Source organism: Klebsiella sp. S69 (assembly GCF_016516145.1).
In the GTDB taxonomy this organism is placed as follows: domain Bacteria; phylum Pseudomonadota; class Gammaproteobacteria; order Enterobacterales; family Enterobacteriaceae; genus Klebsiella; species Klebsiella oxytoca.
Genome location: NZ_JACVUU010000016.1, coordinates 109,828 through 130,547 on the forward strand (window position 1 = coordinate 109,828; position 20,720 = coordinate 130,547).

Annotated in this window: 18 protein-coding genes and 2 pseudogenes; 14 read left to right on the forward strand and 6 right to left on the reverse strand. The window is 59.2% G+C overall.

The window, feature by feature from the left end; all coding sequences use genetic code 11:
• From menD to menE, 5 genes are read left to right on the forward strand one after another with little or no spacing between them, the layout of a single operon-like run.
• Positions 1 to 1,671 (forward strand): 2-succinyl-5-enolpyruvyl-6-hydroxy-3-cyclohexene-1-carboxylic-acid synthase, encoded by a 1,671-nt coding sequence (menD, locus tag IAE27_RS16655; protein ID WP_004104038.1) that lies wholly within the window; start codon positions 1 to 3, stop codon positions 1,669 to 1,671.
• On the forward strand, positions 1,668 to 2,426 hold the full coding sequence (gene menH / locus IAE27_RS16660; RefSeq protein ID WP_200092681.1) for a 2-succinyl-6-hydroxy-2,4-cyclohexadiene-1-carboxylate synthase: 759 nt from the start codon (positions 1,668 to 1,670) through the stop codon (positions 2,424 to 2,426). The genes menD and menH overlap by 4 nt, the downstream gene beginning before the upstream one ends.
• Before the next feature lie 14 nt (positions 2,427 to 2,440).
• Positions 2,441 to 3,298 carry a 1,4-dihydroxy-2-naphthoyl-CoA synthase gene (gene menB / locus IAE27_RS16665; protein WP_004104035.1) on the forward strand — a complete coding sequence of 286 codons (858 nt, stop codon included), beginning with the start codon at positions 2,441 to 2,443 and terminating at the stop codon, positions 3,296 to 3,298.
• Positions 3,298 to 4,263, forward strand: a complete 966-nt coding sequence (menC, locus tag IAE27_RS16670) for an o-succinylbenzoate synthase (RefSeq protein WP_024274512.1) — start codon at positions 3,298 to 3,300, stop codon at positions 4,261 to 4,263. Before menB ends, menC begins: the two co-directional genes overlap by 1 nt.
• Positions 4,260 to 5,651, forward strand: coding sequence for an o-succinylbenzoate--CoA ligase (gene menE / locus IAE27_RS16675; protein ID WP_200092682.1), 1,392 nt, complete (start codon positions 4,260 to 4,262; stop codon positions 5,649 to 5,651). Before menC ends, menE begins: the two co-directional genes overlap by 4 nt.
• Here the strand turns inward: menE and IAE27_RS16680 are convergent.
• The 4 genes from IAE27_RS16680 to IAE27_RS16695 form a co-directional block, all read right to left on the reverse strand.
• The gene (locus IAE27_RS16680; RefSeq protein ID WP_004114209.1) at positions 5,628 to 6,251 is read right to left on the reverse strand and encodes a DUF2238 domain-containing protein; all 624 of its coding nucleotides are present in this window, start codon (positions 6,249 to 6,251) and stop codon (positions 5,628 to 5,630) included. The genes menE and IAE27_RS16680 overlap by 24 nt on opposite strands.
• A 105-nt stretch (positions 6,252 to 6,356) precedes the next feature.
• Entirely contained in the window at positions 6,357 to 7,877 is a 1,521-nt protein-coding gene (locus IAE27_RS16685; protein WP_004114208.1) for a tripartite tricarboxylate transporter permease, read from the reverse strand.
• Positions 7,878 to 7,888: 11 nt separating this feature from the next.
• Positions 7,889 to 8,320 (reverse strand): tripartite tricarboxylate transporter TctB family protein, encoded by a 432-nt coding sequence (locus IAE27_RS16690; RefSeq protein ID WP_016808363.1) that lies wholly within the window; start codon positions 8,318 to 8,320, stop codon positions 7,889 to 7,891.
• 15 nt (positions 8,321 to 8,335) lie between these two features.
• On the reverse strand, positions 8,336 to 9,316 hold the full coding sequence (locus tag IAE27_RS16695) for a Bug family tripartite tricarboxylate transporter substrate binding protein (protein WP_070555602.1): 981 nt from the start codon (positions 9,314 to 9,316) through the stop codon (positions 8,336 to 8,338).
• 134 nt (positions 9,317 to 9,450) lie between these two features.
• Here IAE27_RS16695 and tctD point away from each other — a divergent pair, with 134 nt between their 5' ends.
• Both tctD and IAE27_RS16705 read left to right on the forward strand, forming a co-directional pair.
• The gene (tctD, locus tag IAE27_RS16700; protein WP_016809054.1) at positions 9,451 to 10,125 is read left to right on the forward strand and encodes a transcriptional regulator TctD; all 675 of its coding nucleotides are present in this window, start codon (positions 9,451 to 9,453) and stop codon (positions 10,123 to 10,125) included.
• Positions 10,112 to 11,527 (forward strand): annotated as a pseudogene (locus IAE27_RS16705) (sensor histidine kinase). The gene tctD and the pseudogene IAE27_RS16705 overlap by 14 nt, the downstream one beginning before the upstream one ends.
• Here IAE27_RS16705 and nudI read toward each other — a convergent pair.
• Positions 11,519 to 11,944: a nucleoside triphosphatase NudI gene (gene nudI, locus IAE27_RS16710; protein ID WP_004104021.1), complete on the reverse strand. Its 426-nt coding sequence runs from the start codon at positions 11,942 to 11,944 to the stop codon at positions 11,519 to 11,521. The pseudogene IAE27_RS16705 and the gene nudI sit on opposite strands and share 9 nt — an antisense overlap.
• 141 nt (positions 11,945 to 12,085) lie before the next feature.
• On the opposite strand from nudI, the pseudogene IAE27_RS16715 reads away from it, so the two are divergent.
• A pseudogene (locus IAE27_RS16715) lies at positions 12,086 to 12,727 on the forward strand (Rpn family recombination-promoting nuclease/putative transposase); the annotation flags it as partial.
• 52 nt (positions 12,728 to 12,779) lie between these two features.
• Here the strand turns inward: IAE27_RS16715 and IAE27_RS16720 are convergent.
• Positions 12,780 to 14,228, reverse strand: coding sequence for a catalase (locus IAE27_RS16720; RefSeq protein WP_200092689.1), 1,449 nt, complete (start codon positions 14,226 to 14,228; stop codon positions 12,780 to 12,782).
• Between the two features lie 269 nt (positions 14,229 to 14,497).
• Here IAE27_RS16720 and IAE27_RS16725 point away from each other — a divergent pair, with 269 nt between their 5' ends.
• From IAE27_RS16725 to yfaU, 6 genes are all read left to right on the forward strand, one after another.
• Entirely contained in the window at positions 14,498 to 15,040 is a 543-nt protein-coding gene (locus IAE27_RS16725; protein ID WP_004114193.1) for a YfaZ family outer membrane protein, read from the forward strand.
• A 96-nt stretch (positions 15,041 to 15,136) separates the two neighbouring features.
• Positions 15,137 to 16,333: a nicotinamide mononucleotide deamidase-related protein YfaY gene (locus IAE27_RS16730; RefSeq protein ID WP_070555596.1), complete on the forward strand. Its 1,197-nt coding sequence runs from the start codon at positions 15,137 to 15,139 to the stop codon at positions 16,331 to 16,333.
• Between the two features lie 204 nt (positions 16,334 to 16,537).
• Positions 16,538 to 17,320, forward strand: coding sequence for an IclR family transcriptional regulator (locus IAE27_RS16735; protein ID WP_004104016.1), 783 nt, complete (start codon positions 16,538 to 16,540; stop codon positions 17,318 to 17,320).
• 13 nt (positions 17,321 to 17,333) lie between these two features.
• Positions 17,334 to 18,539: an L-rhamnonate dehydratase gene (gene rhmD, locus IAE27_RS16740; RefSeq protein WP_004104015.1), complete on the forward strand. Its 1,206-nt coding sequence runs from the start codon at positions 17,334 to 17,336 to the stop codon at positions 18,537 to 18,539.
• A 52-nt stretch (positions 18,540 to 18,591) separates the two neighbouring features.
• The gene (locus IAE27_RS16745; protein ID WP_004104014.1) at positions 18,592 to 19,881 is read left to right on the forward strand and encodes an MFS transporter; all 1,290 of its coding nucleotides are present in this window, start codon (positions 18,592 to 18,594) and stop codon (positions 19,879 to 19,881) included.
• Between the two features lie 14 nt (positions 19,882 to 19,895).
• Positions 19,896 to 20,699, forward strand: a complete 804-nt coding sequence (yfaU, locus tag IAE27_RS16750; protein ID WP_004104012.1) for a 2-keto-3-deoxy-L-rhamnonate aldolase — start codon at positions 19,896 to 19,898, stop codon at positions 20,697 to 20,699.
• The last annotated feature ends 21 nt before the right edge of the window (positions 20,700 to 20,720 follow it).

Below are 20,720 nucleotides of genomic sequence, written 5' to 3' on the forward strand. Positions count from 1 at the left end.
ATGTCAGTAAGCGCATTTAACCGACGCTGGGCGGCGGTGATCCTCGAAGCTTTAACGCGCCACGGCGTGCAGCATATCTGCATTGCGCCCGGATCGCGCTCGACCCCTTTGACCCTGGCGGCGGCGGAAAACCGCGCGTTTATTTACCATACCCACTTTGATGAACGCGGCCTTGGCCATCTGGCGTTAGGGCTGGCAAAAGCCAGCGGCCAGCCGGTGGCGGTGATTGTCACTTCCGGCACCGCCACGGCCAACCTCTATCCTGCGCTGATAGAAGCGGGTCTGACCGGCGAAAAACTCATTTTACTGACCGCCGACCGGCCGCCGGAGCTCATCGACTGCGGTGCGAACCAGGCCATTCGTCAACCGGGCATGTTTGCTTCGCATCCCTCGCAGACCCTGGCCCTGCCGCGCCCGTCGCAGGATATCTCCGCCCGCTGGCTGGTCTCGACCCTCGACCAGGCGCTCGGCGCGCTGCACTGCGGCGGCATTCATATTAACTGTCCTTTTGCCGAACCGCTGTACGGCGATATGGACGACACCGGGGTCGCGTGGCAGCAGCAGCTCGGCGACTGGTGGCAGAGCGACAAGCCCTGGCTGAGTCACAATCTGCATCTGGAAAGCGAAAAGCAGCGCGACTGGTTTTTCTGGCGGCAAAAACGCGGCGTCGTGGTTGCCGGACGAATGAGCGCGGAAGAGGGCCTGAAGGTTGCCGAATGGGCGAAAACGCTCGGCTGGCCGCTGATTGGCGATGTCCTTTCGCAAACCGGGCAGCCGCTGCCCTGCGCCGATCTGTGGCTCGGTAACGGTCAAGCGGTTAGCGAACTGGCGCAGGCGCAAATTATCGTTCAGCTGGGCAGCAGCCTGACCAGCAAACGCGTTTTGCAGTGGCAGGCCACCTGCGAACCTGAAGAGTACTGGCTGATCGACAACCTGCCGGGTCGTCTGGATCCCGCCCAACATCGTGGTCGCCGACTGGTGTGCGCCATCGACCGCTGGCTTGAGCAGCATCCGGCGGAAAAGCGGCAGCCGTGGGCTACCGTCATTCCTGCGCTTTCACGCCAGGCATGGCAGGCGGCTGTCGCCAGCAGCGAGGATTTCGGCGAGGCCCAGCTGGCGCAGCGAATCCGTCGCTACCTGCCGGATCAGGGCCAGCTGTTTGTCGGCAACAGTCTGGTGGTGCGCTTAATTGACGCCCTGTCGCAGCTTCCCGCAGGCTACCCGGTCTACAGCAATCGCGGGGCCAGCGGAATAGATGGTCTGCTGGCGACGACGGCTGGCGTGCAGCGCGCCAGCGCGCGTCCGACCCTGGCCATCGTCGGCGATCTCTCGGCGCTTTACGACCTCAATTCGCTGGCGCTGCTGCGTCAGGCCTCCGCGCCGCTGGTGCTGATTGTCGTCAACAATAACGGCGGGCAGATTTTCTCCCTGCTGCCAACGCCGCAGGAGCAGCGCAGCCAGTTCTATCTGATGCCGCAGAATATCCATTTTGCGCACGCGGCGGCGATGTTCGACCTGACTTATCATTGCCCCGCGGACTGGAGTGAGCTGGAGCGCGCGCTGGACGTTGCCTGGCGAGCGCCCGGCGCAACGCTGATCGAGCTGGTGGTTAATGAAACCGACGGTACGCAAACCCTCCAGCAGCTGCTTGCGCAGGTGAGTCAGCTATGATTCTGCACGCGCATGCGGAACGCGGGCAGCCGGGCTATCCCTGGCTGGTCTTCTTGCATGGTTTTGCCGGGGATAGTCATGAGTGGCGCACGGTGGGGCAGGCGTTCGGCGCGTATCCGCGTCTCTATCTTGACCTGCCGGGCCACGGCGGCTCGGCGGATAGGGCAGTTAACCGCTTTACGGATGTCTGCGAGCTGATTAAGAATACGCTAATTAGTTACAACATGCATAAGTACTGGCTGGTGGGGTACTCCCTCGGCGGACGGGTGGCGATGTATTATGCCAGCCAGTCGCATGAGGGGCTCTGCGGGCTGGTCGTCGAGGGAGGGCATCCGGGTCTGGCGGACGATAATCAGCGTGCGCAGCGCCGGCGCAGCGATGCCGCCTGGGCTGAACGCTTTCGCCGAGAGCCGCTTACGCAGGTCTTTGCCGACTGGTATCAGCAGCCGGTCTTCGCCTCCCTGGACGCAGCGCAGCGTGCGGCGCTGGTTGCGCTACGCAGCTGCAACAACGGCAGGGCGTTAGCCGCGATGCTGCAGGCCAGCTCACTGGCTGAACAGCCCGATCTGCGCGAGGCATTACGGGCGCGCGATTTCCCATTCCATTACCTTTGCGGCGAACGCGACGGCAAGTTTCGCGCCCTCGCCGATGAGCTATCCGCCATCACGCACGTGATTAATCATGCCGGACACAACGCGCATCGGGAAAACCCCGATGCAGTCGTGGCTTGTCTGGCGCAGTTTTTAGCGAGTTAACCGAAGGACACTTTATGATCTCTCTTGATGAAGCAATGCTTTACGCTCCGATTGAATGGCAGGACTGCTCCGAAGGCTACAGCGATATTCGCTACCACAAATCGGCGGACGGGATTGCCAAAATAACCATCAACCGCCCGCAGGTACGTAACGCGTTTCGTCCGCTGACCGTCAAAGAGATGATTCAGGCGCTCTCGGATGCCCGCTATGACGACAATATCGGCGTGATCGTCCTGACCGGTGAAGGCGATAAAGCTTTTTGCGCCGGCGGCGATCAGAAAGTCCGCGGCGACTACGGCGGCTATCAGGATGACTCCGGCGTTCATCATCTCAACGTACTCGATTTTCAGCGCCAGATCCGCACCTGTCCGAAACCGGTAGTGGCGATGGTGGCGGGGTACTCCATCGGCGGCGGCCACGTTCTGCATATGATGTGCGATCTGACCATCGCGGCGGAAAACGCAATCTTCGGTCAGACCGGCCCGAAAGTTGGTTCTTTTGACGGCGGCTGGGGCGCCTCCTATATGGCGCGCATTGTCGGGCAGAAAAAAGCCCGTGAGATCTGGTTCCTGTGCCGCCAGTACGACGCGCAGCAGGCGCTGGATATGGGGCTGGTCAATACCGTCGTGCCGCTGGCGGATCTGGAAAAAGAGACCGTGCGCTGGTGCCGTGAAATGCTGCAGAACAGTCCGATGGCGCTGCGCTGCCTGAAGGCCGCGCTGAACGCCGACTGCGATGGTCAGGCGGGACTGCAGGAGCTGGCGGGCAATGCCACCATGCTGTTTTACATGACCGAAGAGGGTCAGGAGGGACGCAACGCTTTCAACCAGAAGCGCCAGCCGGACTTCAGCAAATTTAAACGGAATCCGTAATGCGGCAGGCGCAGGTCTACCGCTGGCAGCTACCGATGGACGCGGGAGTGGTGCTGCGTGAACGGCGGTTAAAAACCCGCGATGGCTTGCTTCTGCAGCTGCGCGATGGCGAGCGCGAAGGCTGGGGGGAGATTTCTCCCCTGCCTGGATTCAGCCTGGAAACGCTGGATGAGGCGCAGGCAGCGCTGCTGGCATGGGCGAACGCCTGGCGCGAAGGCCAGGATGGCGCGTTGCCGACGCCGCCTTCAGCCGCCTTCGGGATAAGCTGCGCACTGGCGGAGCTGGGCGGTGAGCTGCCGCTGGCGGCGGATTATCGCGCCGCGCCGCTCTGTTCCGGCGATCCGGATGAACTGTTCGCCAGGCTTTCGCAGATGCCCGGCGAGAAGGTCGCCAAGGTCAAGGTCGGCCTGTATGAGGCGGTGCGCGACGGCATGGTGGTCAATCTGCTGCTGGAAGCGATTCCCGATCTGACGCTGCGTCTCGACGCTAACCGCGCCTGGACGCCGTTGAAGGCGCAGCAGTTCGCTAAATACGTGAGCCCGCACTATCGCAACCGTATCGCCTTTCTCGAAGAACCCTGCAAAAACCGCGATGATTCGCGCGCGTTTGCCCAACAAACGGGCATCGCTATCGCCTGGGATGAGAGCCTGCGCGAAGCGGACTTTACGTTTGCTGCCGAGCCGGGTCTGCGCGCGGTGGTGATTAAACCGACGTTGACCGGCAGTCTGCAAAAGGTCCAGCAGCAGGTCGCGCAGGCTCATGCGCTGGGGCTGACGGCGGTTATCAGTTCAGCCATTGAGTCCAGCCTTGGCCTGACGCAGCTGGCGCGAATTGCCGCCTGGCTGACGCCGAATACCATTCCCGGTCTGGATACCCTGAGCCTCATGCGCGGCCAGCTGGTTCGCTGCTGGCCGGAAAGCGAGCTGCCGTGTCTGACCGTCGATGAACTGGAGCCGCTGCTGTGACCTTTAGCGACTGGCCCTGGCGCCACTGGCGCCAGCAGCGAGGGGAGGCGCATGCGCTGCGCCTGAACGAGCGGCGGCTAAGCTGGCGGGAACTGTGCGCGCAAATCGATGCGCTGGCGGCAGGACTGCACGCCCAGGGCGTTCGCGATGGTGATGGCGTACTGCTGCGGGCTGACAACCAGCCCGATGTTTTGCTGGCATGGCTGGCGCTCCTGCAGTGCGGTGCGCGCGTGTTGCCGCTGAATCCGCAGCTGCCCGGGCCACTGCTGGCTGAACTGCTGCCGACCCTGGACCTGCGCCACGCGCTGGTGCTGAACGGCGGCGATCTTCCGGTAACGCTTAATCCACTGACTCTGTACCCTGTCGACGGCGAGCGCGCGGCTGACTGGCGAGAAGATCGTATGGCTTCCATGACGCTGACTTCGGGGTCGACGGGGCTACCGAAAGCGGCGGTACACGCTTTTCGCGCCCATATTGCCAGCGCTGAAGGGGTACTGGCGTTGATACCCTTTGCGCCGCAGGACGACTGGCTGCTGTCGCTGCCGCTGTTTCACGTTTCCGGCCAGGGTATTCTCTGGCGCTGGCTGGTTGCCGGCGCAGGCCTGACGGTGCGCGACAAACAGCCGCTGGCGCTGGCGCTACGCGGCTGTACTCACGCCTCCCTGGTGCCAACCCAGCTCTGGCGGCTGCTGAGCGGCGATGACGAGGTGTCGTTAAAAGCGGTTTTGCTCGGCGGCGCGGCCATCCCGGTGGCGCTAACCGAACAGGCGCGCAGGCGCGGTATCCGCTGCTGGTGCGGCTACGGACTGACCGAGTTTGCCTCCACGGTATGCGCAAAGGAAGCGGATGGCCTGGCGGATGTCGGGCTGCCGCTGCCGGGGCGCGAATTGCGCATCGTGGATGGCGAAGTGTGGCTTCGATCGGACAGCATGGCCGCAGGCTACTGGCGAGGCGGCCAAACGATACCGCTCACCAACGCCGATGGCTGGTTCGCCACCCGCGATCGGGGTCGGCTTGACAACGGCAGGCTGACCATCCTCGGGAGAATGGATAATCTTTTTTTTAGCGGTGGAGAAGGCATTCAGCCGGAGGAAGTCGAGCGGGTTATCGGCGCACACCCGTTGATTGAGCAAGTTTTTATCGTGCCGCAGGATGATGCGGAGTTTGGCCAGCGGCCGGTGGCGGTAGTAGAGTGTCGCGATCATGGCGATCCATCCGTGCTGGCTGACTGGTGCGCCGATAAGCTGGCGCGCTTTCAGCAGCCTGTGCGCTGGTTACGGCTGCCTGAATCGCTGAAAACCGGCGGAATTAAAATTTCCCGCCGGGCGTTACGTGACTGGGTCAGCCAGCAGCAGAGCTCCGCCTCAGATGCGCTGGACGTGCAATAGCTGCTTCGTATGCCAGCGGCCCAGCGCAAAAACGGTGGTCAGCGCGCCGAGCAGGGCGCAGAACATATCGGACTGAGTATCCCAGGGATCGCCCTGGGTGCCGAGAAAATCATCCGCCCCCTGTCCCAGCGCCAGCGCCGCCCACCATTCGATCAGCTCGTAGACGGCGCTAATCGCCAGCGCAATGCAGCAGACCACGAAAGCGAGCATTTTACGCCCGTGAACGTAGCCGCCGCGCAGCAGAATCTCCCGCGCCGCCAGGGCTGGCACCAGCCCCTGGAAAAAGTGCCCCAGCTTGTCGTAGGGATTACGACTCAAACCCAGCCACGCCTGGACATCAAAGCCGATGGGCACTTTCGCGTAGGTGTACATACCGCCGACCATCAAAATGATGGCATGGAAGAAAATCAGCACATAGAGCAGCGTCGTCAGCGGATAGCGAGCGCGCGTGGCCAGCAAAAGCGGAACGATGATAATCACCGGCGTCACTTCCATCAGCCAGGTAAGCTTTTCCCCTGCGCTGATACCGGTATAAATAAGAATCAGGGCCAGCGCCAGCGCTGCGAATGTTAACCCCGAGCGGGATGCTGCGACGGTCATAACGGATCACCAGAAAGTTAAAACCATAACTATCAGGCAGGTGCGGTGAAAATTCAACGTATACCGAGACTGGCGGCGCTGAGCGACCGCCAGTTTCGTTGCGCATCAGGAAGAGGGCAGGTCGCCCTGCGTGTTAAGCTGACGTTTGCGCCAGTAACGCAGCAGCGGAGGGACAACAAGCACCGCGATGGCTAACACCAGGAGCGTTTTAGTTACGCCGCTTTGCCACAAAATCCCCACGTTGCCGTTACTGATGGACAGCGCGCGGCGCAGGTTCTGCTCCAGCATCTCGCCCAGCACAAACCCTAAGATCAACGGCGACATCGGGAAGTGCATCTTACGCATAATGTAGCCCAGCACGCCCAGCCCAACCATCAACAGCAGGTCGAAGGTAGTGCTGTGTACCGCGTAGACGCCGACCGCGGACACGGCGGCGATGGCCGGGGCCAGAAACCACAGCGGGATCGTCAGCATGCGGGTGAACAGACCGATCAGCGGAATGTTCATAATCAGCAGCATCACGTTGGCGATCAGCAGCGCGGCAATTAATCCCCAGACGATATCCGGCTGCTCGGTAAACATCGCCGGACCCGGAGTGATATTGTAGAGGGTCAGGGCGCCCATCATCACCGCGGTAGTTCCGGAGCCGGGGACGCCGAGGGTAAGCATCGGAATGAACGATCCGCAGGCGGAGGCGTTATTTGCCGCCTCCGGCGCCGCCACGCCGCGAATATCGCCCTTACCGAAGGTATCGCTGTTACCGCTGAGCTTTTTCTCGGTCATATAGGTGATGGCGCTGGCAATGGTCGCCCCCGCGCCCGGCAGAATACCGACAAAAAAGCCCACCACCGATGAACGCAGCGTCGCGCCCACGCACTGGCCCGCCTCTTTGGCGTTAAACAGCATGCGCCCGGTTTTACGTACCAGCCTCTGTCCGCTGCTGGTGCTCTCCAGCATCAGCAAAATCTCCGAAACCGAAAAGAGCCCAATCACCACCACGATAAACTGCACGCCGTCTGAAAGATGAACGCTATCGAAAGTGAAACGGTACACCCCGGTATTGGCATCAACGCCCACCGTCGCCAGCCCCAACCCGATTAACGCGGCGAGAAACGATTTCAGCGGATTTTGCGCCATCATGCTGCCGAGGCAGGCGATGGCAAAAATCATCAGGGCGAAATATTCCGCCGGACCGAACGCCAGCGACCACTGCGCCAGCACCGGCGCGAACAGGATGATCCCGCCGATAGCGATCGTTGAACCCACAAAGGAGCTCACGGCAGAGATCGACAGCGCCACGCCGCCGCGTCCCTGCTGCGCCATCGGGTAACCGTCGATGGCGGTCATAATGGCGGCGGCATCGCCGGGCACGTTGAGCAGGATCGACGAAATACGCCCGCCGTATTCACATCCAATATAGACCGTAGCCAGCAGAATTAACGCCGATTCTGCGGGCAGGTGCAGGGCAAAGGCCAGCGGCAACAGGATCGCCACGCCGTTAATCGGGCCGAGACCCGGCAGGAGTCCGACGATGGTGCCGACGAAGCAGCCGATCAGCGCGATCGTCAGGTTGCCCGGCGTCATGGCGACAGCGAAGCCCTGCGACAGATAAATCCAGATATCCATAACCTTCTCCGTTAACTTAACCAGACGCCGAGCGGCAGGGTGACATCAAGCAGGGCGTCAAAGACGTACCACAGCGCGATGCCCATCGCGACGCCTGCTACCCCAGCAGCGGGCAGGGTGGCGCCAAACAGCAGGCCAAAAACAGCGGTCAGCAGCGCGGTGGCCAGAGGAAACCCCAGCCATTCAAAACCCCACGCATAAACCGCCAATGCCACGACCATCGTCAACAGCCGTTGTAAAACCAGACGCCCGGGCCAGGAGATTGCGTCGGGCCGCCGCAGTAGCAGCAAAACGGAGCACAGCAGCATCAGGCCGATAATGCCGACCGGAAAGGGGCGTGGGCCGACGGGTTCATAGGCGTATTCGCTGTGGATTTGCCAGGCGATAAACATCCCCCCTACGCAGAGCAGCAGCCATATTCCGGCAAAAATACGATCGCTCATCGCAGCCTCCGTGGGTTATTTGGCCAGGCCAAAAGATTTCGCCTGCAGGCGATACTCTTCCACCTGCTTTTTGACGTAGGCGTCCAGCTCTTTCCCGTTCAAATTGAATTCAAACAGGCCGCGCAGCTCGCGCTGTTTTTTAAACGCGTCGGTCTGCTGCAGTCGAGTGAACTCCGCCACCCACCACTGATAATCGGCATCGCTGACTTTCGGGCCGACGAAGAAACCGCGAATAATCGGCCACACCAGGTCATAGCCCTGCTCTTTGGCGGTAGGGACATCGGCGAGCGCGCCGGGCAGCCTTTCGTTAGCGAAAACCGCCAGCACGCGGATTTTATTGCTCTGGAGATAAGGCACCATTTCGCTGAGATCGCCGGATACTGCCTGCACGTGATTACCCAGCAGCGCGGTGACCGGTTCGCCACCGCCCTCAAACGCCACGTAGCGCATTTTGTGCGGATCGACGTTTGCTTTCTGCGCCAGCAGCGCCGCTTTCATCCAGTCCTGGCTGCCGATTGAGGCGCCGGCACCGATGACGATACTGGCGGGATTTTTTTCCATTGCCGCCATAAACGACGGCAGATCTTTCCACGGCGAGTCGGCGCGGACGGCAATCATGCCGTAATCGGTGCCGACGCTGGCCAGCCAGCGGACATCATCCACGCCGTAGCGGCCAAACTTGCCCTGCGCCAGGTTGAGCAGCGAGCCGCCGGAGAAGGCGACAACGGTGCCGGGTTCTCCGGGGCGCTGGGCGACGATAGCGTTATAGGCCACTGCGCCTACGCCGCCGGGCATATAGGTGACGCGCATCGGTTTTTGGATGGCGCCGGTTTCCATCAGGCTCACCTGAATCAGCTTACAGGTGAGATCGAAGCCGCCGCCGGGCTTGGCGGGCGCGATACATTCGGTACGGGAAGGCGCTTCGGCGGCCCAGGCAGAGGCGGTAAAAAGGCATAACGCGATAGCGCTAAGAGGGCGAAGGAACGGGATATTCATAGGCTTCCTCAGTCAGATACAGGGGACGTTTTTTTGATTATGTGAACCGGCTTGTGGCTATTCGGTTGCGTGATTGTTAAAACAATTACCTTTCATTTCCCTTTCAATGCGGCAGCAACTTTACAGGATGTGATATGCGTCTCTTACTGGCAGAAGATAACCGTGAGCTGGCTCACTGGCTGGAGAAAGCGCTGGTACAGGGCGGGTTTGCCGTGGACTGCGTATTTGATGGCCGGGCGGCCGATCATCTGTTGCAAAGCGAAAAATACGCGCTGGCGGTACTGGATATCGGCATGCCGGGCTTCGATGGCCTGGAAGTCGTGCAGCGTCTGCGAAAGCGCGGACAAACCCTTCCCGTTTTGCTGCTGACCGCACGCAGCGCGGTGGCGGATCGGGTAAAAGGGCTCAACGTCGGCGCCGATGACTATTTACCAAAACCGTTTGAACTTGAAGAGCTGGACGCCAGGCTGCGCGCACTGCTGCGGCGTAGCGAAGGCCAGGTGCATGAGATTCAGCAGATCGGCTCTCTGGAATATCGCGATGAAGGCTATTTTTTACTGCGCGGACAGACGCTATCGTTGACCCCGCGCGAGCAGGCGCTGCTGACGGTGCTGATGTTTCGCCGCACGCGTCCGGTGTCGCGCCAGCAGCTGTTTGAACAGGTCTTCAGCCTTAACGATGACGTCAGCCCGGAAAGCATCGAGCTATATATCCATCGTCTGCGGAAGAAACTTCAGGAGAGCAACGTGCGAATTGTGACCCTGCGTGGCCTGGGTTACGTGCTGGAGCTCGCCGATGAGGTGGGGTAAGCCGCAGTCGTTATTCGCTCAGCTGCTGCTGTTTCTTGGCCTGCCGCTGGTGTTACTGTGGGGGCTGTCGGCATTCAATAGCTACGTCAGCGCTCTGCAGGCGGCGACTCAGGCTTACGATCGTACGCTGCTCTCCTCCGCCCGCACGGTGGCGGAACGCCTGGTGGTACGCGGCGGCAGACTGGAGGTGAATGTCCCCTGGGTGGTGCTCGATAGCTTCGAGCTGAATATGAACGATCGCCTGTACTATAAGGTACTCGATCCCGGTAAGCGGGTGATTTCCGGTTTTGACGATCTGCCATCGATGCCGCCCTCAACCTCTCGTACCGAGCTCTATCCGGCGCTGGCGTGGTTTTATCATACCGAGTATCGCGGTCAGGCCATCCGCGTGGCGCGGCTGCTGCAGCCGGTTAACGAAGGCGGCGTTGTGGGAATGGCGGAAATCTATATCGCCGAAACGCTGCAGTCGCGGCGCTGGCTGGCGGGACAGCTGCTGTTTTCATCGTGGATCTCGCAGGGGCTATTGGTGCTGTTGACGCTGGTGCTCACCGGCTGGCTGCTGCGTCGGGTGCTGCGGCCGATGCGTCGGCTTTCGGCGCTCATGGTGCGGCGCGAACCCGGCCTGTTGACGCCGCTGCCGGAACTGCTGCCGTGGTCGGAAACCCGTTTATTGATTGTTGCTTTTAACCGCTATATCGACCGGCTGCGGGCGATGATCTCCCGGCAGGAGCGGTTTAGCGCCGATGCTTCTCACCAGTTAAAAACGCCGCTGGCGGTGCTGAAAACCCAGGCTTCGGTGGCGCTGGCGAGCGGCGATCCCCGGCTGTGGCGAGAGAGTCTGGAGGCGATGAGCGGCACGCTGGACAGTACGATTCTGCTTACCGAACGCCTGCTACAGCTGGCTACCATCAAACGTAAAGAGCAGGGAGAACACGCGTTTCCGCCGGTGGATCTGTATGAGATCGTCCACAACAGCTGCTTTTCCCGTCTTCAGCAGGCGCGGAGCAAAGCTATCGATCTCGGCTATGAGGGGGAACCCTCAACGGTGACTATCGCTGGCGATGGCGTGCTGTTGAGCGAGCTGTGCGCAAATCTGTTGGATAACGCGATCCGCTATACGCCGCAGGGCGGTATCGTCACGGTCAGCCTGCATCGTTAAGGGGAGGCGGTGCTGCTGGATGTTGAAGACAGCGGGCCGGGAATTGATGATGCGCAGATCCAGCAGGCGCTCATGCCTTTCCACCGTCTGGAAAACGTTGGTGATAACCCCGGCGCCGGGCTCGGACTGGCGCTGGTCAGCGATATTGCACGCCTGCATCGCAGCCATCCGCAGCTGCTGCGTAGCGAAACGCTGGGCGGGCTGATGGTCAGGCTGCGCTTTTTGACTGTGGGTTCAGAGTAGGCCTTTCAGGGTGAGCGTCTTCCGGGTCGCCTCGTTCAAATCATAGTGGGGAAGATCTTCCGCTTTTACCCAGGCGTAGTCCTGAAACTCCTCGTTGATGGTTACTTCGCGATTGGCGCTGACGCAGTCGAAGATAAGATAAATCATATATATTTCTTCCTGACGGCCATCGGCGTAGGTTTTAACCCGTACGTCATCGCTAAAGGTCCATGGTGTGATGTGGGTTAGCTGCAGTTTTTCGCCCAGCTCTTCGCGAATTTCCCGCCGCAGCGCCGCTTCGATGCGTTCGCCGGGCTCGACGCCGCCGCCGGAGAGCGCCCACTGCCCGGGAAATACCCCGCGATCGTCGGCCATTTTGCACAACAGATAGTGACCCTCATGTTGAATGAGCGGGCAGACAATAGTCCTTTGACGCATAACTTCTCCTTAATGGTGGCAGGGATATATCACGGGATGGTCCAGTTTGCGAGCTGCCTCGGCAAACCGCAAGCGAAAATACGCGTTGAGCGCGAGCGGTGGTAGGGTGAGCGCAGGTTAATGGGTTGGGGCCATCATTAGCTGCCGCTGGTTATTCCTCTGCTGTTTTATCACGGCAGAATCAGTCCCTACCCGTACTCAACGCGCTGGCTGGACGGTTTTTCTCTACCAGAGGTGGCCGAGCGGCTCTATAGCCAGAACTTTCCGCTAATAGACGTGACTGAGATCCCAGATGACCAGCTGATACAGCACCGGCGGGTCGCTATGCTGGAACTGTTGCAAAAGCATATTCGGCAGCGGGATATGATGGACATCTCAGAGCAACTGGTCAGAATATTGTCCCCGGGATACACTACCCGTCGGCAGTTTAAAACGTTGCTGAATTATATGCTTCAGGCGGGCAACGCCGCCGATCCGGTGGCTTTTTTACGCAAGCTAGCGCAAAAGACGTCACTCAAGCCGCATAAGGAGACGATGAAGAATATTGCTCATTTTCTCGAAGAGCGAGGTCGCAAAGAGGGGATGCTTCAGGGAATGAAGGCGGGGATAGAAAAAGGTTTGCGCAAGGGCCGACAGGAAGGTCGTAATGAAGGCAGAAATGAAGGGCAACTAGCGGCGACAAAACGCATCGCCCGGGCGATGCTGGAAGAGGGGCTTGAGCGTGACCAGGTCGCAAAGCTAACCGGACTGTCGCTGCGGCAGCTCGCTAAGCTTCAGCACTAACCCCTAAAACGTTTTCGTCAAACGGCAGCCCACGTGCGGCTGCCGTTTGTGTTTACAGGGTTTTCTGTAAGACTTTCAGCGCCGCGGCCACGCCCGCGCCGTACTCGGGATGGACTTGACTAAACAGGCTAATTTGTCGCTGCTGGATAAATTCAGGGATATCCCGCATATCGCTGGCGATTCGATGGAACATACGCTGATGCTCGTCTTCGCTTAATAGCCCGAACAGCGCGCGCGGTTGGCTAAAATAGTCGTTATCTTCCCGATGATTCCAGTGAGCCGCCGCGCCTTCAAGATTTAAAGGCGGTTCGCTAAAGTCCGGCTGCTCCTGATAGAGGCCGAAGCTGTTTGGCTCATAGGTGACGCCGTTGCCGCTATTGCCGTCGACGCGCATCGCGCCATCGCGATGGTAGTTATGGAACGGGCAGCGCGGCGCATTGACCGGAATCTGATGATGGTTAACGCCCAGGCGGTAGCGCTGGGTGTCGCCGTAGGAGAATAAACGACCCTGCAGCATGCGATCCGGAGAGAAGCTGACGCCAGGCACCACGTTAGCCGGATTCATCGCAACCTGCTCAACCTCGGCGAAATAGTTGTCCGGGTTGCGGTTGAGCTCAAGTACCCCCACTTCTATCAGCGGATAATCACTATGCGGCCATACTTTGGTCAGATCGAAAGGATGGTAAGGGACCCGGCTGGCTTCTGCTTCCGGCATGATCTGCACGTAAAAGGTCCAGCGCGGAAAATCGCCTCTTTCAATCGACTCATAGAGATCGCGCTGCGAACTCTCGCGGTCCTCGGCCACCAGACGTTTTGCTTCATCATCCATCAGGTTGGCGATCCCCTGCTGGGATTTAAAGTGGAATTTCACCCAAAAACGTTGATTGTCGGCATTTATAAAGCTGAACGCGTGGCTGCCGAAGCCGTGCATATGGCGATAAGAGCGCGGGATGCCGCGGTCGCTGAAGTCGATAGTCAACTGATGCAGCGTTTCGAGCAGCAGGGAGAAAAAATCCCACTTCCAGGTAGGGTTGCGCAGGTTGGTGCGCGGATCGCGCTTCACTACGTGGTTCAGGTCCGGGAATTTCAGCGGGTCGCGAAGATAAAAAACAGGGGTATTATTGCCTACCAGATCCCAGTTGCCCTCTTCGGTATAAAACTTGATAGCGAAGCCGCGGATGTCGCGCTCGGCGTCTGCGGCGCCGCGTTCTCCGGCAACGGTGGAAAAGCGCAGGAACAGATCGGTGGTTTTACCGACCTCGGCGAACATTTTTGCGCGCGTGTAGCGGCTGATATCGTGAGTGACCGTTAATTTACCGTAAGCGCCGGAGCCTTTTGCGTGCATTCGGCGTTCCGGGATAACCTCCCGGTCGAAGTGGGCCAGTTTTTCCAGAAACCAGACATCCTGCAGCAGCATCGGGCCGCGAGGACCTGCGGTGATGACATTGTTATTATCGACAACCGGCGCGCCGGAGCCGGTGGTTAATCCTTTTTTGCTCATCTTTATCTCCTGACAAAGTTTTATGTAACTTATTCATTTCCCGCAAGGGCAGAATAAGCTGAGCGCTATTTGTAGAATAAATATCCAACACGGACAATCTGGCTCTGGCTATCGATTTGATACCCGCGTCCGTTGGCCTGGCTCCGGTAGCAACTGGTTACAATCACAATGGTAAAGCTCGTCTTAGCGCATTGATTCCTTAACGTTCGGCAGTACAATTTCGCGGTTTTTTGGGACTTTTTAATTCTTGTTTGTTGGATAGAGTAAAAATGAAAAAAAGTATATTTGCGGCCCTCGCTGGCATGATGTTCGTCTCAACGGCGGCGCATGCGATCAGCTTCAGCGGACAGGCCGGCGAGCACTACACGAACCTTGGCGTCGGATTTGGCACGGAATCTACCGGCCTGGCGGTAACCGGCAACTGGCTGCATAACGATGACGACGGCGATGCGGCAGGCCTGGGACTGGGGCTGAACATCCCTTTAGGTCCATTCCTTGCCACCGTTGGCGGTAAAGGGGTTTATACCAATCCGAATAACGGCGATGAGGGCTACGCAGCAGCGGTTGGCGGCGGCCTGCAGTGGAAGATCGGCGACAGCTTCCGCCTGTTCGGCGAATATTATTATTCTCCTGATTCGCTCTCCAGCGGTATCGACAGTTATCAGGAAGCTAATGCCGGCGCGCGCTTTACCATTATGCGTCCTCTGAGCATTGAAGCCGGTTATCGCTACCTTAACCTGGCGGGTAAAGACGGCAACCGCGATAACGCGGTCGCGGACGGCCCGTACGTCGGCGTTAACGCCAGCTTCTAACCCCTTCGGCGCGGTATTCCGCCGCGCCTGATTTTCAGGCTTTTTCGCCAGCCGCTTTGCGATATAGTATTTCTACTTATCAGGCTGGAGTTGACAATGTTAAACGTGGAAATGCTGTCCACCGGCGATGAAGTGCTGCATGGGCAAATCATCGATACCAATGCCGCGTGGCTGGCGGATTTCTTTTTTAATCAAGGATTACCTTTAAAGCGTCGCCATACCGTGGGTGACGATCTTGACTCCCTGGTGGCGATTTTACGCGAGCGCAGCGAGCATGCCGATGTGCTGATCGTCAACGGCGGTCTGGGCCCGACCAGCGATGATTTAAGCGCGCTTGCCGCAGCGACCGCCAAAGGTGAAGGGCTGATTCTGCATGAAGCGTGGCTGGAAACCATGACCCGTTTCTTTGCCGAGCGCGGAAGGCCTATGGCCGCCAGCAACCGTAAACAGGCGGAAATTCCGCAAAGCGCCGAGATGATCAACAATCCGGTCGGAACCGCCTGCGGTTTTGCCGTTCAGCTAAACCGCTGCCAGATGTTTTTCACTCCCGGCGTGCCGTCTGAATTTAAGATAATGGTCGAGCAGGAAATCTTACCGCGCCTGCGCGAACGTTTTCCGCTGCCCGCCGCGCCGCTGTGTCTGCGTCTGACCACCTTCGGTCGTTCCGAAAGCGAGCTGGCGCAGAGCCTCGAGCATTTACAACTGCCGCCGGGCGTGGTGATGGGCTATCGTTCCTCAATGCCGATTATCGAACTGAAGCTGACCGGGCCTGCCGAACAGCGCGAGGCGATGCTGGCGCTGTGGCCGGAAGTGCAAAAAGTGGCCGGAGAGAGCATCGTTTTCGAAGGCACCGAAGGCCTGCCGGCGCAGATCGCCCGTCGTCTGCAGGAGCGCCAGCTAAGCCTGACGCTAAGCGAGCAGTTCACCGGCGGTCTGCTGGCGCTACAGCTTTCACGGGTCAATGCCCCGCTGTTGGCCAGCGAAGTCATTCCGGCGCAGGAGGAGACCCTGGCGCAGTCTGCACGCTGGGCGGCGGAACGGCGCGAAAAACACTTTGCCGGTCTGGCGCTGGCGGTGAGTGGTCAGGAGAGCGATCACCTGAACTTTGCGCTTTCCACGCCGGACGGCACCCACGCGCTGCGGGTGAAGTTCGCGACCAACCGCCACAGCGTGCAGGTGCGTCAGGAGGTCTGCGCGATGATGGCTCTCAACATGCTGCGCCGCTGGCTGAATGGCCAGCCCGTGGCCGGTGAACACGGCTGGATTAACGTCGTTGACTATCTCGCCGTTTAGATAAAACACCGCGTCGGGAGCCCTACCCGACGCGCAATCAGTCCAACCTGCTGTACTTGCTTTTAAAAATTCTGTGCACTATCTCGCATTTCTATCCCCTTGAACGTCCACCCTGCTGGAATAGCGTCGTCATTTGAAGTCGCTCACAATTTACAGACCCGACAACCGCAACACTGATTCCAGTATTCAGGATTGGAGTCCAGTATGTTGGAATCAAGCAAAGTCCCGGCGCTAACCCGCGCCATCGATATTCTCAATTTGATCGCCCGCATTGGTCCGTGCAGCGCGGCGACCATTATTGACGAACTGGGTATTCCGAAAAGCACCGCTTACCTGCTGCTGGGAGAACTGAGAAAACAGCGCTTCCTCAGCATGGATAATCAGGACAACTACTGTCTGTGGACCAAACTGGTTGAGCTGGCCGGTCACGCGCTGAGCAAAATGGATCTGCGCGAACTGGCGCGTCCGCGCCTGACGCAGCTAATGGATCAGTGCGGACTGCTCTGCCATCTGGGCATTATCGATGGCGGTAACGCCTACTACATTCTGAAGATTGAATCCCCGGCCACCATCAGCGTGCGTTCCCACGAAGGTAAAAGCCTGTCGCTGTACCGCTCCGGTATCGGTAAATGCCTGCTTGCCTGGCAGCCCGAGCGGGTTCAGGAGTCAATTATCAGCGAGCTGCAGTGGGAGAGGGCAACGCCAACCACCATCACCAGCGCCCAGTTGCTTCGCGATGAACTGGGGCGTATTCGCGCCCGCGGCTGGAGCTTCGATAACGGCGAAGATTATCCCGACGTTCGCTGCGTGGCGGCGCCGGTTTTTAATGCCAATAACGAGCTGACCGCCGCCATCTCCGTGGTGGGTACTCGTCTGCAAATCAATGAAGACAATCGCGATTATCTCGCTGGCAGGGCGATTGCCTGCGCCAAAGACATTTCTCGTCTGCTGGGGTGGAAAAGCCCCTTCGAACAACAAGCCTCATAATAAGGAGAAGATCATGACCCTACCGAAAATTAAACACGTCCGCGCCTGGTTTATCGGCGGCGCTACCGCAGAGAAAGGCGCTGGCGGCGGCGACTATCATGACCAGGGCGCAAACCACTGGATTGACGATCATATCGCCACGCCGATGAGCAAATATAAACAGTATGAACAGTCCCGCCAGTCGTTTGGCATCAACGTTCTCGGCACGCTGATTGTTGAAGTCGAAGCCGAAAACGGCCAGACCGGCTTTGCGGTATCAACCGCCGGCGAGATGGGCTGTTTTATTGTGGAAAAGCACCTGAACCGCTTTATCGAAGGGAAGTGCGTCAGCGATATCAAACTGATCCATGACCAGATGCTCAACGCCACCATGTACTACTCCGGCTCCGGCGGCCTGGTGATGAATACCATCTCCTGTATCGACCTGGCGCTGTGGGATCTGTTCGGCAAAGTGGTGGGATTACCGGTATACAAACTGTTGGGCGGCGCGGTACGCGATGAAATTCAGTTCTACGCTACCGGGGCCCGTCCGGACCTGGCGAAAGAGATGGGCTTTATTGGCGGCAAGATGCCGACCCACTGGGGCCCGCACGATGGCGATGCGGGGATCCGCAAAGATGCCGCCATGGTGGCCGATATGCGCGAAAAATGCGGCCCGGACTTCTGGCTAATGCTGGACTGCTGGATGAGCCAGGACGTTAACTACGCCACTAAACTGGCCCACGCCTGCGCGCCCTATAACCTTAAGTGGATCGAAGAGTGCCTGCCGCCGCAGCAGTATGAAGGCTATCGCGAGCTGAAACGCAATGCCCCGGCCGGAATGATGGTCACCAGCGGCGAGCACCACGGCACGCTGCAATCCTTCCGCACGCTGTCGGAAACCGGCATCGATATTATGCAGCCTGACGTAGGCTGGTGCGGCGGTCTGACCACGCTGGTGGAGATTGCGGCGATCGCCAAATCGCGCGGCCAGCTGGTGGTGCCGCACGGCTCGTCGGTCTATTCGCATCATGCGGTCATTACCTTTACCAACACGCCGTTCAGCGAATTCCTGATGACCAGCCCGGACTGCTCAACGATGCGTCCGCAGTTTGACCCGATTCTGGTTGATGAGCCGGTACCGGTGAACGGGCGCATTCATAAAACCGTTCTGGATAAACCGGGTTTCGGCGTCGAGCTGAACCGCGACTGCAACCTGAAACGTCCTTATAGCCACTGATCCCGTCGTGCCGCACAGCGCTGATGTGCGGCCTATTGTTGAGGATATTACGATGAGCAACACCTTGCTTGAGAGCGTGGTGAAGAAAAACCGCGCCCGTTTGATCCCCTTTATGCTGGCGCTGTACGTGCTGGCGTTTCTTGACCGTTCGAATATCGGCTTTGCGAAAGAGACCTATCAGCTGGATACCGGCCTCAGCAATGAAGCTTACGCGCTGGGGGCGGGGATTTTCTTTGTGGTGTACGCCTTTCTTGGGGTACCTGCCAACCTGCTGATGCGCAAATTCGGCGCGAGAAAATGGATTGGCTGCACCACCTTGCTGTGGGGCATTCTTTCAGCGGCGATGGCGTGGGCGGATACGGAAGCGAAATTTCTGCTGGTACGCACCCTGCTTGGCGCCGCCGAAGCGGGTTTCTTTCCGGGCATGATCTACCTGACCTCACAGTGGTTTCCGCAGCAGAACCGCGCCAGCATTATGGGGTTATTTTATATGGGCGCGCCGCTGGCGCTCACCCTCGGGTCGCCGCTCTCCGGCGCGCTGCTGGAAATGCACGGTTTTATGGGGCATCCCGGTTGGTTCTGGATGTTTATTATTGAAGGCTTACTGGCGGTCGGCGCGGGTTTCTTCACTTTCTTCTGGCTTGACGACACGCCGCAAAACGCCCGCTTCCTGACCGCTGCCGAAAAGCAGGCGCTCATCAGCGAGCTGGCCAGCGAAGAGCAGAAAAAGATTACTTCGCGTTTGTCCGATGCGCTGCGCAACGGCCGCGTCTGGCAGCTGGCGATTATCTATCTCACCATTCAGGTGGCGGTTTACGGCCTGATCTTCTTCCTGCCGACCCAGGTTGCGGCGCTGCTCGGCACTAAAGTGGGGTTTGTAGCATCGGTGGTGACCGCGATCCCGTGGGTGGCAGCGCTGTTCGGTACCTGGCTGATTCCTCGCTACTCCGACCGCACCGGCGAGCGGCGTAATATTGCGGCATTGACCCTGCTGGCGGCGGCAATTGGCATTGCGGTCTCCGGGCTGGTGTCGCCGGTACTGGCCATCATCGCGCTGTGCGTTGCCGCCGTCGGCGTCATTGCCGTACAGCCGGTCTTCTGGACTATGCCGACGCAGCTGTTATCCGGCACGGCGCTGGCCGCAGGCATTGGTTTCGTCAACCTGTTTGGCGCGATCGGCGGATTTTTAGCGCCGATTATACGCGTCCAGGCTGAAACGATGTTCGGCAATAATTCTGCCGGATTATTGACGCTCGCCTGCGTGGCGGTTATCGGGGTTGTTATTATCTTTTCACTGCGCGTGAGCCGCACGGTACCGCAGGCCGGCAGCGTACAGCATTAATTTAAGGGAGAACTATGAACGCAATTTTATCGAACCCATTTAAAGCGGGGTTATTGCAAGGGGAAGCACAAATTGGCCTGTGGCTGAGCTCGACCTCCTCTTATATGGCTGAGATTGCCGCCACCTCGGGTTACGACTGGCTGCTGATTGACGGTGAACATGCGCCGAATACTATTCAGGATCTTTATCATCAGCTACAGGCCATTGCGCCCTACGCCAGCCAGCCGGTGATTCGTCCGGTAGAGGGCAATCGTAGCCTGATTAAACAGGTGCTGGATATTGGCGCCAGAACGCTGCTGATCCCCATGGTCGATACCGCAGAACAGGCGCGGGACATTGTCTCGGCGACGCGCTATCCGCCGCTGGGGACCCGCGGCGTCGGCGCCGGGGTAGCTCGCGCCGCGCGCTGGGGAAGGGTAGAGAACTATATGGCGCAGGCCAACGATGAGCTGTGCCTGCTGATTCAGGTTGAGAGCAAAACCGCCCTCGATAATCTGGATGCGATCCTTGAAGTCGAGGGGATTGACGGCGTCTTTATCGGCCCGGCGGACCTGTCGGCCTCGCTGGGCTACCCGGATAACGCCGGTCATCCTGAAGTGCAGCGGGTTATTGAACAGAGCATCCGCCGCATTCGCGCGGCGGGAAAGGCGGCCGGATTCCTGGCCGTCGATCCAGAGATGGCGCACAAAGCGCTGGCGTGGGGGGCGAATTTCGTTGCCGTTGGCGTCGATACCAACCTCTATACCAGCGCGCTGGATAAACGACTGGCGATGTTCAGGCCGGTAGCCGAACAGGCGGAGGGCAAGGGGAGCTACTAGCCCCCCGGCGTTGGCGCTGGC

Bases quoted from the DNA above. Each gene is read 5' to 3' on its own strand.
- menD (WP_004104038.1), top strand. From the start codon at position 1: ATGTCAGTAAGCGCATTTAACCGACGCTGGGCGGCGGTGATCCTCGAA.
- menH (WP_200092681.1), top strand. From the start codon at position 1,668: ATGATTCTGCACGCGCATGCGGAACGCGGGCAGCCGGGCTATCCCTGG.
- menB (WP_004104035.1), top strand. From the start codon at position 2,441: ATGATCTCTCTTGATGAAGCAATGCTTTACGCTCCGATTGAATGGCAG.
- menC (WP_024274512.1), top strand. From the start codon at position 3,298: ATGCGGCAGGCGCAGGTCTACCGCTGGCAGCTACCGATGGACGCGGGA.
- IAE27_RS16680 (WP_004114209.1), bottom strand. From the start codon at position 6,251: ATGACCGTCGCAGCATCCCGCTCGGGGTTAACATTCGCAGCGCTGGCG.
- IAE27_RS16685 (WP_004114208.1), bottom strand. From the start codon at position 7,877: ATGGATATCTGGATTTATCTGTCGCAGGGCTTCGCTGTCGCCATGACG.
- IAE27_RS16690 (WP_016808363.1), bottom strand. From the start codon at position 8,320: ATGAGCGATCGTATTTTTGCCGGAATATGGCTGCTGCTCTGCGTAGGG.
- IAE27_RS16695 (WP_070555602.1), bottom strand. From the start codon at position 9,316: ATGAATATCCCGTTCCTTCGCCCTCTTAGCGCTATCGCGTTATGCCTT.
- tctD (WP_016809054.1), top strand. From the start codon at position 9,451: ATGCGTCTCTTACTGGCAGAAGATAACCGTGAGCTGGCTCACTGGCTG.
- nudI (WP_004104021.1), bottom strand. From the start codon at position 11,944: ATGCGTCAAAGGACTATTGTCTGCCCGCTCATTCAACATGAGGGTCAC.
- IAE27_RS16720 (WP_200092689.1), bottom strand. From the start codon at position 14,228: ATGAGCAAAAAAGGATTAACCACCGGCTCCGGCGCGCCGGTTGTCGAT.
- IAE27_RS16725 (WP_004114193.1), top strand. From the start codon at position 14,498: ATGAAAAAAAGTATATTTGCGGCCCTCGCTGGCATGATGTTCGTCTCA.
- IAE27_RS16730 (WP_070555596.1), top strand. From the start codon at position 15,137: ATGTTAAACGTGGAAATGCTGTCCACCGGCGATGAAGTGCTGCATGGG.
- IAE27_RS16735 (WP_004104016.1), top strand. From the start codon at position 16,538: ATGTTGGAATCAAGCAAAGTCCCGGCGCTAACCCGCGCCATCGATATT.
- rhmD (WP_004104015.1), top strand. From the start codon at position 17,334: ATGACCCTACCGAAAATTAAACACGTCCGCGCCTGGTTTATCGGCGGC.
- IAE27_RS16745 (WP_004104014.1), top strand. From the start codon at position 18,592: ATGAGCAACACCTTGCTTGAGAGCGTGGTGAAGAAAAACCGCGCCCGT.
- yfaU (WP_004104012.1), top strand. From the start codon at position 19,896: ATGAACGCAATTTTATCGAACCCATTTAAAGCGGGGTTATTGCAAGGG.